The organism is Paraflavitalea devenefica (assembly GCF_011759375.1).
Classification (GTDB): Bacteria; Bacteroidota; Bacteroidia; order Chitinophagales; family Chitinophagaceae; genus Paraflavitalea; species Paraflavitalea devenefica.
The window spans coordinates 477,514-490,162 of record NZ_JAARML010000005.1 but is presented as its reverse complement, the minus strand read 5'-3'; the positions used below and the strand labels follow the sequence as shown (position 1 = coordinate 490,162).

Below are 12,649 nucleotides of genomic sequence, written 5' to 3'. Positions count from 1 at the left end.
AGAGCATTCCCTTAGCCCTTTGCTACCAGTTGGGTACAATTCAACGGCCAGTTCAGGCACCTTTTCCTTTCTGAAGATTTTGAGCATTAAAAGAACAATGAATATCCATTCCCTTTATCCTTTTTGGGGGATGGTTTTGAGGTCATAGCTTGCGTATAGGAGGCAATTTCCTGTTCAAGGTGCTTCTTGTATTGCCCAAACATGAAAGCATAAAAGATCTCCTTGTCCTCTTGTTTCCTCGTATCCTGGAGGGCAACATAATAATCCGCTTTATCTTCTTTGAATACAATAGCCAGGGGCAGGCCATGGCAGGCCTGGATATAATTCATCAGTAACCGGCTGGTACGGCCATTTCCATCATAGAAAGGGTGGATCGAAACAAGGTCAAAATGCGCAGAAAAGGAGATTCTTAATTGTTCTTCCTCGCTTTTAGCGTTAAGAAAAGTCTCATTCAGACCTTTTGCAAGCGCTGTGGTGTAGGGTACCACCTTGTCAAATGTGAGAAAATAGCTGCCACCAGCACTCACGTTTCCTTTTCGGAACATCCCTTTAGAGGCATCAATCTCGCCCAAAGCAGTATTGTAAACACTGCCAGTATTCTTCATGACCAGGGCATTAATCTGCTGAATAAATTCGACTGTAATGGCTTTTTTCGCAACGGCAGCGTCCAGCACGTACCGCAGTGCATTATAGTGATCCTTGACCATTAAGCTATGGGTCAATGGCTTTCCTTTAGGGGTAATGTCTTCTTCCAGGAGCAATCGTGTCTCAACTTCTGTTAATGTGGAACCTTCAATACTGGTAGAGTGGTGTACGATTGAGTATTCGTTAAAGCGCTCGTGGTCAAGCACATCCTGCAAGTTCAAATCTCTATAGCGTCTCAGTAATGTGGAAAGCTCATTGGGCATAATTGGATTCTGCCTAATCCTATTTAACATAATATGAATTATAAGTAGAAAGCGCCGGCCGGTTTTATTCTAAGCTTAAACCAGCCGACGCTCTGTATCATATACGAATCTGGCTGGCAGAAAGATTAAAGTTACCAGAAATTTACCAGCCAGTAAAGCTACCAGCAGAAACAGACTGATTCTGTACAGTTTGCTTTTGCCATAAAAGTTAAATAAGTTTAGAGAAATCTTTTCCCATGAATCTTTTTATCAGCATGCCCGGCGGCCTTGAATGGATTCTCATTTTGTTTGTCCTGGCTTTCTTTGTTTTGATACCAGTCATTTGTTATCGCGTGGGTTATCGCTCCGGCAAACGCGATGGCGAATTACAGGCCCACAGAAGAAATCAAGGCAATAATTCCTGATCCGCAACGCTCCCATTTTTACAGCACATAGAAAATTTTCCCCTTCCTTTCATACACCGGTTCCGGATTTAATATGTCATTTTGGCGATACTTTGGACCGTATCCAGCATCACTGACCCGTGTTTTTCATCGTCTTAAAGCATGGTTGTTCCATAGCTGTTCCATAGTTGAAGGCAGGATGAAGCTACTTTATGCTAAACGAACGCCAGATTTACGCTAAACCAACGCTAAGCGGACCACTTTTCAAGACCTTGCTAAGAGCAACCCGGCAATAGAGGCCGGTCCAAAAGACTCTCCAAAGGAGTCCTGCGGACCTTCGGAGTAAGGTGGGAAGAAACATACGGGAAATTAGGCAGGTTCATCAGCAAACCAATTTTGATAGGCTAATTTACTGCAATAATGGCAGTAAACGAGGTGTTGCAAGAATTATTAGGAAGAATTTTGTTGAGATGGTGTGGTCATCACCTACCTAACATACAAGCAACGCCCCGTGGAAACGGGGCGTGTCCTAATTAACAAAAAATGCATATGAACCGATTGAACTTTTAACGGTTTAACAAAGCGGTTGGTAACGGTCTACCACCATAGCCAGGTCCTGGCACTCCTCCTGGGGATGATTGTAATCTCCGGCCAGATCAGGAGCATGAACAAATACTGTAACCACCACTTTGCACTGCTCCTTATCTGAAGGCCGGATGAATTGGGTGCCGGCAGCAGGCGCTGTAAAACCATCATGGTATGCCCCTTGTCTTTGCATAGCCATGACTGATCTTACGCTGTTCTGTTCCACTGTGGCGCCTGCGCCGGCGGTAACTTCCCGGAGTAAGCTGGTGCTGCTTACCCCATCAATAATCTGATACCATGTATTTTCAATAGATACATACCTGATGTTATTAATGATGGCTTCTATAGCCGGTAATACCTGGTGGCGTGTAGGGAGCTTCCCTGGTGCATCTACCCATATCAGTAATGCCTGCTGCCGGATATTCTCTTTGATGGCTTCATGCAGGATGACAATATCGGTACGCATAACAGCACCTACTCCATAACCATTGGGCAATTGTTGCCGGTTGTCGGCAGACGCCTGCGCCGCTATAGGAATGATCAACAATACACCGATGTAAAGAGGTACGTTCACCATATACATCCATTAGGATAGTGTGCATTAAAAAAGCCCGGGGACCGTAGATCTTATTAACCTAACCTTTAATCAACAGATTTAACGGTCATTACCCGGGCCTATGGTTCTTCTTCTTATCCAACACCGCCCTCACCTTTTAAAATTGTAACCTGTACAGGATATCCGGGAAAAAGCCTACCTGGTTTACAACGCCTACCTGTTTCATCACCCGGTTGTATCGTTGTATGAATACATTCTCCCTGTTGGTTACATTCTGTATGTCCAGATAAAAAGTATGTGACAGCTTACGCTTAGGACTGTTCAGCCGGATACCAAACCTGGTATCGAACCGGAGGTAGTTGGAAAACTGCTCATCATTGTACCGGCTTTCATCCAGTTGCTCATACCCGGTGGCGTTGGATGCTGCCATGTCAACCGGGGTATAATAGCGTCCGCCGGATTGGGTAAACTTAATATCTATGGTAAAGGCATTGCGTCCGTCGCGGCCCATTTTCCATTCACGGCCGGCCAGTACATTGACCACAGCTTTGTTGTTGAAGGTAGAGTTCCGCTCAATGCCATCGCTGCCTTTGTATTTTGCATCAAAGATGGAGGCTGTAGTGAGCAGGTAGAATCCTTTGCTGAAGAATTTCTCTACTGTGAGCTCTATACCGGTATTGGTGCCTGTACCATTGTTCACCAGTCCTGCTTTTTCCGGGAAAGTAAAATCGGCGCCACTGTTCAATACAGAGAATCCACTGGGCGTACGTTCTACCGGCACATTGGAAATAGATTGATGATAAGCTTCTGCTTTCAGCCGCCAGTCGCGGGCAAAGAACCAGTCATAACCGATTACATAGTGATGTGCGCGGGTGAAATCGAGTTCCTTGTTGGACTGATCATAGGTGCCATCCGGTTTTCTTTCCTGGTACAGGTATACCGGCAAAGGTTGTTGCTGGTGATGCAGCCCATAGCTGAAGGTGAGGGTTTGATTGCTGGCTATGGCATAGCTGAGTGAAGCGCGTGGCTCTATCGCAGAAGTTTCATTCAGGTCATACCAGATGCCATGCAAGCCTGCATTGAGCGACAGCTTTTCTGTAAAACGGTATTTGCCCTGTACATAAGGTTGCAGCAGCCAGGCACTGCCATCATAATCACGGGTGGTTTCCCAGTCGGGCCGGTCTTCGCGTGTGTGTACGTACGTGTTCAGACCGATTTGTTCGGCCAGCATACCACCGCGCATGGTAAAACGGGAACTGATCTTGGAATTGATGAAGGACGAGAAACGCAGGCCTGTGTTCTCCGTAGACTGTTCGGTCAGGAACTGGCGTTCGGTCAATGAATCAAAATATTTGTACACCATGCCTTCATTGCTTACATAGGAATACGAAACCATGGTACGCAGGTAGCTGTTGCTGCCGATGTCGAGCGTGTGCTTTAGTCCTATCACACCGATCCTGGATTCAAAATAAGTGTCTTCATCTTTATTGGCAAAGAGGTCGGTAGAGTCCAGGTCGGCGCCAATGAAATCAATATTGCTTACGCCCCCCATACCAAACAGGCTGAACTTACCCAGCTTTGATTTGGCGAAGTTGAGGTGAAAGATCAGGTCCTGGTACTTGGGCACTGCATCGGTACCCACGTTGAAGCCGAGTGACTGCCCTATCTGTGCAAAGGAATAACGGTAACCTACCAGGAAGGAAGAACCGTTTTTCTTTTTACTCAATGGGCCTTCGAGCATGGCTTCCAGTCCGCTGAACATATTCAACTGGATGGTCTTTTCAAATTTGTCTTTGTTGCCGGTGCGCAGGCCAATATCAAATACAGCACCAGTAGCATTACCATATTCCGCCGGAAAAGCGCCGGTATAGAAATCAGAGTTTTTGAGGGCATTGGTATTTAAAGCGCTTACCGGCCCACCGGTGGTACCGAGCGTGGCAAAGTGGTTGGGGTTGGGAATAGGAATGCCTTCCATGCGCCACAATACAGCAGTAGGCGAATTACCCCGTACCACGATGTCATTACGCGAATCATTGGTATTGGCTACGCCGGCAAAGTTGCTGGCCAGTTTGGCGGGATCATTCCTGCCGCCGGCATACCGTGTTACATCGTCCATGCTGAAAGAGCGGGAGCTGCTGCCGGCAAATTCATTGGCCGCCATACCCTTTCTTGTTCTGCCGGCGGTAACGGTGACGGTATTGAGCGCTGCGATCTGCTGATCGAGCGGTACATCGAGGATTACCTGCTTGCCCGATGTGACGAGCACTTCGGGAATGGTAACGGTTTTATAACCAATGTAAGTAAATGCTACCTGGTGGCGACCCAGCGGAACAGCCGACAGGGAATAACGACCTAATGAATCGGTGGTAGCGCCGATCCGGGTGCCCGCAATGCTTACCGATACATTGGCCAGCGGGCGCTCCGACGCTTTATCTATTACCGTACCGGTGACGGTTTGCGTGTTCTGGGCAAAGGAACTGATACTGCCGGTGACAGCTCCCAAAAGCAATAAGGTGACAAGTGAATATTTCATAATGTAGGTTGATGTTACTGGTATAAAGTTGCCACCTCTCCCCTGCCTGTAAAAACGAAGTATACCAGTTTCACAAACTATGCGACATGATTGCCGTATGTGTAGACAACGCAGAAAGCGAATACCCCTATTGGTGTAATTCAAATAAGTTTTTGCGGATCAATGATGCGGAAGAGATCATCGCGGTAGGAATCACTGATGGGAATGATATGTTGTTGAATATAGATGCGGTTCTTACGTATGGAAGTTATCTTGTCAACAGCTACGATGTAGGATTTATGTATCCGTATGAAACGGTTGGCCGGCAGTTTTTCTGCTATAGATTTCATGGGCAGGCGGGTAATGACCGGCTTATCCGTTCCCTGCTGGTAGATCTTGATGTAATCTTTGAGTCCTTCAATAAAGTAGATATTACTGATGGAGATCTTGACCAGGTTGTATTCCACATTCACAAAGAAGTAATCGGTCGCCGCCGGTATGGCTGCTGCGGGTGAGGCTGCAACATTCCTGAGTGCATGGTATTCTGCTGCCTTGTTAACGGATTTCAGGAAACGTTCAAAGGCTACCGGCTTTACGAGGTAATCCAATACATCCAGCTCAAAACCATCCAGCGCATATTTCTTATAGGCCGTAACAAATATGACCATGGGCTTGCTGGTCATTGAGGACAGGCTTTGCAGGAACTGGGTGCCGGTAATACCGCCCATTTGTATGTCGAGGAAAATAAGGTCTACCGGTTCGCGGAGCATGATGTCCATGGCTTCATAGGCATTGCCACAGCGACCCACCAGGTGCAGGAATGGAATACGGCGGATATTGTCTTCCAGTAATTCCAGCGACAGCATTTCATCATCAACAGCCAGACACCTGATCATGCAGATTGAGTTTTAAGGATGCTTTGAAGTAAGCGCCGTTCTTCGACAGGTACAGGGAGTGTTTGTGCGGGTATAAGAGCTTTAACCGCCGCTCCAGGTTTACCAGTCCGATACCGGATGTTTTATCCCTGATCTCTATCGTTTTGTCATTGTATTTATTTTGTACCAGCAAGAGCAATCCTTCTCTTTCCACACAAAGCCGGATGTCAATTTCGGGCTCTTCTATGAGGCCTATGCCGTGTTTAAAAGCATTTTCAATGAGGGGAATGAGCAGCATGGGTTCAATGCAGGGATCGGAAGGCAGGGGTTTATTCACCGTAAACAGGATCTTTACATTGTGCCCGAAGCGGAGTGTTTGCAGGTCAATATAACTCTGTATGTAATCTATTTCTTTGGAGAGGTTGACTTTCTCTTCGTCCGATTCATAGAGCATATAATGCATGAGGTTACTGAGCTCAATGAGTGCAGGTTCCAGCTTATCGCTTTTCTTGCGGGCCAGTGCCACCATGCTGTTGAGCGTATTGAACATAAAGTGCGGACTTACCTGCGAGCGCAGGAAGGAAAGCTCCATGGTCATGCTTTCTTTCTGCTTGGATTCCTGCTTCATTACCTCCATGACGAAACGGTAGGCCGTACCGGTACCCATCACAAATAACACAATAAAGAACTTGGTGACAATATGTGCCCAGATAAAAGGCGTGGGTATATCGGAGAATAAGTTGGTGGTTACGCCGGAGATCACCGCTGTAAAGGCGCAGATAGTGAGGGTGATGCCCAGGTAACTGAACAGCTTTTTCCTGAGCAGGAAGCGTGGGTACAACCAATAGGCACTGGTATAACAGGCAATGGTAGCCATAGCCGTCATAATAATGGTGGGAATGTTGTAGAAGTTTTTGCTGGAGGGATCTTTCTGCTCTTTGAGGGGCATGAGGAAAACAGGCACCATTACTATGAGGGTAGTAAAGAGTACGTGCAGCAGAATGCTTACCAGCCGTTTGCGGGATATTTGCATAACTATAACAAAAATACCCCTTTCCCTTTAGTAACAAGGGCGTGCGGACGATCCGGGTTCATTTTGCGACCACCCGGCCCTTTGTGCCGACGACTATACAGTCGCCAGCGTCCCGCTGGTGACGGGTATTGGTGAGCCTCCGGCTCACACCTACGCAAACGACGTTGTAGCCGGAGGCTACGGAATAGCCTCACTCGCCGGAGGCCTACGGTGTACCCACATTTATTTGTAAAGTCCACCCTTCAAAAATTGAATAAAATTTTTTGAGGCCGTGGCACCATGTTGTTATACCCGGTGGTCGTTGGGATTGATAACCTTTCCAACCTCCTAGTCTGGCTATGATCCAACTGGCCCAGGCCAGCGAGCCTGTTTTATAAGGGTTACTTTGTTTATCGGTACTACCCTCCAGTCTGGTGTTCAGGGATTGCAAACAACTTATTTCTGCCTCCGTAAAACTTACAGCGGCCTCCATCTCCTCTTCCGGTAAGCTATAAGCATACTGCATCTGGAACAGCTTAATAACCGTATCCATTATCATTAAACTCAATTTCCGGATTGCCCAGCCACTTTCCAGTTCACTGCCCTCTATATGGAACCCCTCTTTTTTTAAAACCCGGAATACTTCCTCTATCATCCAGCGACATCTGTACCAGTCAATAACCTGACAGGCATCTTCAAAGCTTTGAACAGGAAGGGTGGTGATCAGTTTCCATTCTATAGGATTTTCTATTCCCTCTGTAGTCTCCCTGGCTTCTACCACATTTACCACCACTGATTCTTTATCCTTTCCTGTCCCTGCTGGTTTTTTAAGCGTTGCTGACGCATACCGGACTTCTATAACAGCTTCTCTTTTTTGCAACCCCCGGCGCTTGTCCGCCTCAATATGGGCACTATATATACCACTGCAGGCCTGCGTTTGCACATGATCCCATAATTTAGTGCCATCGGTGAGATTGCGATCACACCGGGAACGTATCAGCAAAAAGGTTCTCTCATCCGGCACCCGTACAAACTGATCGTAGATATCTGCTTCCCGGTCCTGTACAATAATAACAGCACTGGCCTGCTTCAATACCTCTTTACTTTTCTGGGCAGCAGCTATCCATTTAAATGACTCTTTTTCTTCTATTTCAAGCTTTTGCATCTCATAACGGGTCAGGCTCTTTTTCTCCATACCCCGATGCCAGATGTGTATGTCTGCCCAGCCAAACGGGAAAAGGGTGGCAGCATCTATAACCAAAGAAGGATGCATTTTAAAGCCGACCCCTTTTAATACGGCATCAATCGACCCTAACCCGCTATCTGCTTTGAGTCGTCCGGCATGCCTGCTCAAATTAATCTCCGTAGTATCCTGGATACTTAATACCAGCTTACCTTTTACGGACTCACCACATCGCCCCGATAACTCTTCAATTAAAGAACTCTCCTTTACCTTCTCATTGTTTAAAAACCGGTAAAAGCCTTTCTGCTCTGCCCGGGACATCGAAATTTGCTGAATAGCCCGCGTCGACCCGCTAAATAACCGACGCAATAAATCCAGGCCCCTCTTTTCCAGTCGTTTGTCATTAAAGCAATCCCTGTAGTTCGCGCCCTTTATTATCATTTCACAAATCTATCAACTTATGGGTACACCGTAGGCCGGAGGCGAGCGAGTGATAATAGGTGTCACCTCTTTACGGGTGTTCCTTATATTTGTCCGGAACTGTGGTCCTACATATATAAATATATCAACTGATGAAGTATCGTTTCTTTAGCCTTGTTCTCCTGAGCCTGGTAGCCGGCTGTTCGGCAGAACCGGCTGATAGCCGGAAGCCGCCTGCCGGTGCGCACCTGATCAATATTGTAGCGGGCCGCGATCTCTGGAATACAACCGGCAAAAAGAATCCTGAGTTGTTGTTTGACCGCAGTATTGCCGACAATAATAAGATGGACCAGGAGTATTATATGAATAACGCTTTTGCCTCGCCCATGGTGTTCTTTATTTCCCTGGGCGATAGCTGCTATGATAAGTTGTCCATTGATTATTATCACGGCTATGGCCCCAGCAACTGGACAGTGACCGTGTACGACAGTAACCGGGTGAAGAAGGGCGAATACAAATTGCCCGGCGGCAGCAAGACCTGGACATTGCTGCAGGGAGAGCTCAGTAATGTGAGCAGTCCCATTCGTTTTATCCGTTTTGAATCACCCGACCCTTCGGCCGATACACGGGAGTTCCGTATTTATGGTAATGCAGTAGCGAAGTGTTCACCGCTGGTACCAACTGTTGCTGCTGTGCAACTGCCCGATCCCGGTATCACTTTCCAGGGAGGTTCGGCCATTGGTGGCAAGGATATTAATTATATGAAGCTGAGCAACGGTCTTCCCTTGTATGGCTCCTACCGCGCACCCTCCAATGTTTTTAACTGGGTGCATGATGATGCCGCCGATATTGACAAGCAGGCTTTCGAGATTGATAAGTATGGAGATTTTGATAAGCGTGCGCTGGTGTTTCATAAAAGTATGGGCACGCCCGTGATGCTGTATATTAATGGCGCCAATATTAAAACAGTACCGGGCCTGAAGGGAACGGATGATTATAATTCCCTTACACGCACGAATGCCTTTAAAGATATTCCCCCCGGAAGCGACAGCACGGCTTATGAACCCTGGACAAAGAACCATGGCAGGCTGTGGAAGGTAATGGCGTACCTGTGGGGCAGCAACCGTAATGCTGTTTTACCAGCCAGTTATAGCGTGTATGGTAATACCCACCCTAATCTTACACCGGGACAGGACAAGATCAAGGTGTTTGAAATAGGCAATGAGGATGATAAGAACTGGATGGGCACCACGGGTTACCACTCCCCCATCGTATTGTTGCAAAAGTTGAAGGTGGCCTGGGATTCTATTAAATCAGTAGACCCGAACGCGAAAGTATACCTGGGTGCCCTGCTGAGTGCAGATACGGTACAATGGAAAGCCCTGTATTTTTTGAATTACTGGCTGTATCATGGTCAGCCATTCCCGGCAGATGGTTTTTGCTTTAACCAATATATCAGTAACCGGTATGGCGGGCAGGTGCATCATACCGATGCGGATGCAGTAAGCCCGGAACAGTTCCAGGTAACCGAGCGGATCACAGCATACCGGAATTTCCGCGACAGGTATTTCCCCGGCAGAGGTCTGCGCTGGACAGAGATCGGTTATGCTATCGGTAATAGTGATTATAATGTGAAGGCTGTTCCCGGCATACCAGACACCGTGGTATCGGCCAATTTTATGGTACGTACGCTGGAGCGGGCTGCTGCTGTGCCCAATGGCCTTGAAACAGTATACAATTATTTCCATACTTCTGATGGCTCCGGCGTGTTTGGTACGATGCTAATGGTGATTGAAAAGTTTGATCCTACTACATATGCTTATATAGGCTCTCACCGGATGCCCATCTGGTGGTGGTATGCCACGCGTATGAATGTGCTGCATGATTATAAAGGCTGGAGCACGATGGTAAAGAATGGCGACAGTACCGGTGTTACCGTAACCCGGTATGATCATAAGTCGAATCCCAAACTGAAGGTGTATTATGTGGTGCGCGGTACTTATGATGGTTCTACCACGGCCAATTATACAGTAAATGTAGGTAAGGCCACCAAAGCTACGCTGGTTACAATGGCTATTGGTAAAGAAGAAGGGGCACGAACAGAACTACCAGTGAAAAACGGCGCCGTGATCGTACCCCTGGTCACAGAAGGACCACAGTATATTATGGTGTCCTATTAGGGTCTTACTATTTCACCCATTTTACTTTTTCTGCAATGCTGTTCCGTTTACCATCTGTAGAAGGTACACGGATGTAACCGAGATAGAAGAATCCCATGAGCTTGTCATCGGGGCCGAGGTCGAATAGTGCTTTGGCTTCTTCTATGAAGGTGATACCACCCGTGCTCCAATAAGCGCCGATGCCGTATGCATTGGCGGTGAGGTACATGTTTTGCACTGCACAGGCTACGGCCGCAATTTCTTCCATTTCGGGCAGGTTGTCGTGGCGCTTCATGCCAATGGCTATGACGTGGGAACACAATAAGGGCACAGTTTGCATTTGCTCATATTTGCCCTGTTTGAATTTAGCGCCGGCAAATTGTTGATAGATGGCAGCCTGCTGCTGCGCCAGGGTCTTTAATCCTTCCCTACTGAATACGGTAAAACGCCAGGGCTCCGTGAGTTTATGTGTAGGCGCCCAGTTGGCATTTTCCAGCAACTGCCAGATGATCTCATCGGGAATGGCCTTACCAGGCTCAAATTGCTGGGTAAATACACTGCGCCGGGTACGGATGAGGCGGTTTACGAGCTCGGGCGTGGCGGTTACAGGCTGTTGGTCTATCATTATTAGTGATTTGGACTGCAAAGATAAAACACGAATTACACGAATGATTACGAATTGCGGAAACACAACTCATTGCCCTTTTTTAGCAATTCACATATCCTTAACTAATATTACCTGCCGCATTGCTACTACTTTGCAAACCTGAATAAGCTTTATTTATGAGGATCTTTATTGTTGTAGTCGTATTGTTTGTGACTTATGCACTGCATGCTGAAAACCATGCACCATTGGACAGTCTGCTGGAACGGCGGCATTATTTCCAACTGCGGCAGGCGCTGAATTCTCCGGGGCAAGATGCATTACCGGTACATCGCCAATTGTATTACCAGGCTTTTGTACATAATTTCTTCCATGAGCTTCGGGCCTCCAACAAGGACATTGATGTATTGCTGCATAAGTACAGTAAACAGCTCTCTGATAAAGAGTTGAGCAGGTTATTGGGAAAAAAGGTTGACAACCATGTAAAGCTGTATGAATACAGGGAGGCGCATATAGCCAGTGAGCTGTTGCTCGCTAAATATGGACATACACTTACGCCCGAAGAAAAAAGGGACGTGGTGAATTCGGATATTATCTGGAAAGGATTGCAAAAGACCCCGGCACAGCGTACCCAGGTGCGTAAGGACAGCCGTATTGCCTATAAGCGCGACATGGCCCGGCTGATCAATGTACCTGTACAGTTCGGAAATAACACATATGATTTTGTATTTGATACAGGCGCCAACCTGTCGGTGATCACGGAAAGTTATGCTGCTAAGGCGGGGCTGGACCTGTTGCATATCACTTATAAGGTGCGGGCTATTACCGGTATTGAGGTAGATGCCGACCTGGGTATTGCCAAAACGTTGCGCATGGGTGATGTGGAAGTGAATAATGTGGTGTTTATTGTGTTCCCGGACAGTGCCCTGTCTTTTGCCGGCGGCGCTTATAAGATCAATGGTATTATTGGTTTCCCGGTGATTGAACAATTACAGGAAGTCCGTATTGACAAGGGCGGCTTTATTACCGTGCCGCAATACGCTACCGATAAAGCGATCCGTAATTTTGGTATGGATGAGCTGACACCCGTAATCCAGGTTGGCGTTAATGAAGATACGCTGGCCTTCACTTTTGATACAGGCGCCCAGCAAACAGATCTCAATCAGCCTTTCTATCATCAATATAAGACCACTATTGAGACTACCGGCAAAGTGTATGATATGCAACAAGGCGGTGCAGGTGGTTATAGCACTTCAAAAGCCTGGCGTATTCCCGCCACGGTTTTCAAGGTTGGCGGACAATCCCTTTCCCTTGCCAATCTTGATGTAAAGACAACCAGCACGGATGCGAAGGATAAGTTTTATTATGGCAATCTCGGCCAGGATGTGCTATCAAAGTTCAGGGAGCTGGTGATCAATTTTAAGTATATGTATGTGGATTTCGTGCAGTAAT

General features: G+C 47.1%; 10 protein-coding genes. 3 read left to right on the top strand and 7 right to left on the bottom strand.

Translation table 11 applies throughout. The features are described from left to right. Positions 1 to 86 precede the first annotated feature (86 nt). A complete protein-coding gene (locus HB364_RS26730; protein ID WP_208420108.1) occupies positions 87 to 938 on the bottom strand; it encodes a Fic family protein in 852 nt (283 codons plus the stop codon). Between the two features lie 206 nt (positions 939 to 1,144). On the opposite strand from HB364_RS26730, the gene HB364_RS26725 reads away from it, so the two are divergent. After that, positions 1,145 to 1,312, top strand: a complete 168-nt coding sequence (locus tag HB364_RS26725; protein ID WP_167291481.1) for a hypothetical protein — start codon at positions 1,145 to 1,147, stop codon at positions 1,310 to 1,312. A gap of 553 nt (positions 1,313 to 1,865) precedes the next feature. Here HB364_RS26725 and HB364_RS26720 read toward each other — a convergent pair. From HB364_RS26720 to HB364_RS26700, 5 genes are all read right to left on the bottom strand, one after another. Next, entirely contained in the window at positions 1,866 to 2,453 is a 588-nt protein-coding gene (locus HB364_RS26720) for a hypothetical protein (RefSeq protein WP_167291480.1), read from the bottom strand. 136 nt (positions 2,454 to 2,589) lie between these two features. Next, on the bottom strand, positions 2,590 to 4,965 hold the full coding sequence (locus tag HB364_RS26715) for a TonB-dependent receptor (protein ID WP_167291479.1): 2,376 nt from the start codon (positions 4,963 to 4,965) through the stop codon (positions 2,590 to 2,592). 140 nt (positions 4,966 to 5,105) lie between these two features. Continuing rightward, the gene (locus tag HB364_RS26710) at positions 5,106 to 5,840 is read right to left on the bottom strand and encodes a LytR/AlgR family response regulator transcription factor (RefSeq protein WP_167291478.1); all 735 of its coding nucleotides are present in this window, start codon (positions 5,838 to 5,840) and stop codon (positions 5,106 to 5,108) included. Next, positions 5,818 to 6,852: a sensor histidine kinase gene (locus tag HB364_RS26705; RefSeq protein WP_167291477.1), complete on the bottom strand. Its 1,035-nt coding sequence runs from the start codon at positions 6,850 to 6,852 to the stop codon at positions 5,818 to 5,820. The genes HB364_RS26710 and HB364_RS26705 overlap by 23 nt, the downstream gene beginning before the upstream one ends. Before the next feature lie 205 nt (positions 6,853 to 7,057). Continuing rightward, a complete protein-coding gene (locus HB364_RS26700) occupies positions 7,058 to 8,455 on the bottom strand; it encodes an IS4 family transposase (protein WP_262889840.1) in 1,398 nt (465 codons plus the stop codon). Positions 8,456 to 8,586: 131 nt separating this feature from the next. On the opposite strand from HB364_RS26700, the gene HB364_RS26695 reads away from it, so the two are divergent. Next, positions 8,587 to 10,614: a hypothetical protein gene (locus HB364_RS26695; RefSeq protein ID WP_167291475.1), complete on the top strand. Its 2,028-nt coding sequence runs from the start codon at positions 8,587 to 8,589 to the stop codon at positions 10,612 to 10,614. Between the two features lie 7 nt (positions 10,615 to 10,621). On the opposite strand, the gene HB364_RS26690 is transcribed toward HB364_RS26695, so the two are convergent. Continuing rightward, complete coding sequence (locus HB364_RS26690; protein WP_167291474.1) at positions 10,622 to 11,218, bottom strand: nitroreductase family protein; 597 nt, start codon at positions 11,216 to 11,218, stop codon at positions 10,622 to 10,624. Positions 11,219 to 11,376: 158 nt separating this feature from the next. Between HB364_RS26690 and HB364_RS26685 the strand changes: the two genes are divergently transcribed. Next, positions 11,377 to 12,648 (top strand): pepsin/retropepsin-like aspartic protease family protein, encoded by a 1,272-nt coding sequence (locus HB364_RS26685; RefSeq protein ID WP_167291473.1) that lies wholly within the window; start codon positions 11,377 to 11,379, stop codon positions 12,646 to 12,648. The last annotated feature ends 1 nt before the right edge of the window (position 12,649 follow it).

Excerpts from the sequence above, each read along its gene's own strand:
- HB364_RS26730 (WP_208420108.1), bottom strand. The coding sequence starts at position 938 with ATGTTAAATAGGATTAGGCAGAATCCAATTATGCCCAATGAGCTTTCC.
- HB364_RS26725 (WP_167291481.1), top strand. The coding sequence starts at position 1,145 with ATGAATCTTTTTATCAGCATGCCCGGCGGCCTTGAATGGATTCTCATT.
- HB364_RS26720 (WP_167291480.1), bottom strand. The coding sequence starts at position 2,453 with ATGGTGAACGTACCTCTTTACATCGGTGTATTGTTGATCATTCCTATA.
- HB364_RS26715 (WP_167291479.1), bottom strand. The coding sequence starts at position 4,965 with ATGAAATATTCACTTGTCACCTTATTGCTTTTGGGAGCTGTCACCGGC.
- HB364_RS26710 (WP_167291478.1), bottom strand. The coding sequence starts at position 5,840 with ATGATCAGGTGTCTGGCTGTTGATGATGAAATGCTGTCGCTGGAATTA.
- HB364_RS26705 (WP_167291477.1), bottom strand. The coding sequence starts at position 6,852 with ATGCAAATATCCCGCAAACGGCTGGTAAGCATTCTGCTGCACGTACTC.
- HB364_RS26700 (WP_262889840.1), bottom strand. The coding sequence starts at position 8,455 with ATGATAATAAAGGGCGCGAACTACAGGGATTGCTTTAATGACAAACGA.
- HB364_RS26695 (WP_167291475.1), top strand. The coding sequence starts at position 8,587 with ATGAAGTATCGTTTCTTTAGCCTTGTTCTCCTGAGCCTGGTAGCCGGC.
- HB364_RS26690 (WP_167291474.1), bottom strand. The coding sequence starts at position 11,218 with ATGATAGACCAACAGCCTGTAACCGCCACGCCCGAGCTCGTAAACCGC.
- HB364_RS26685 (WP_167291473.1), top strand. The coding sequence starts at position 11,377 with ATGAGGATCTTTATTGTTGTAGTCGTATTGTTTGTGACTTATGCACTG.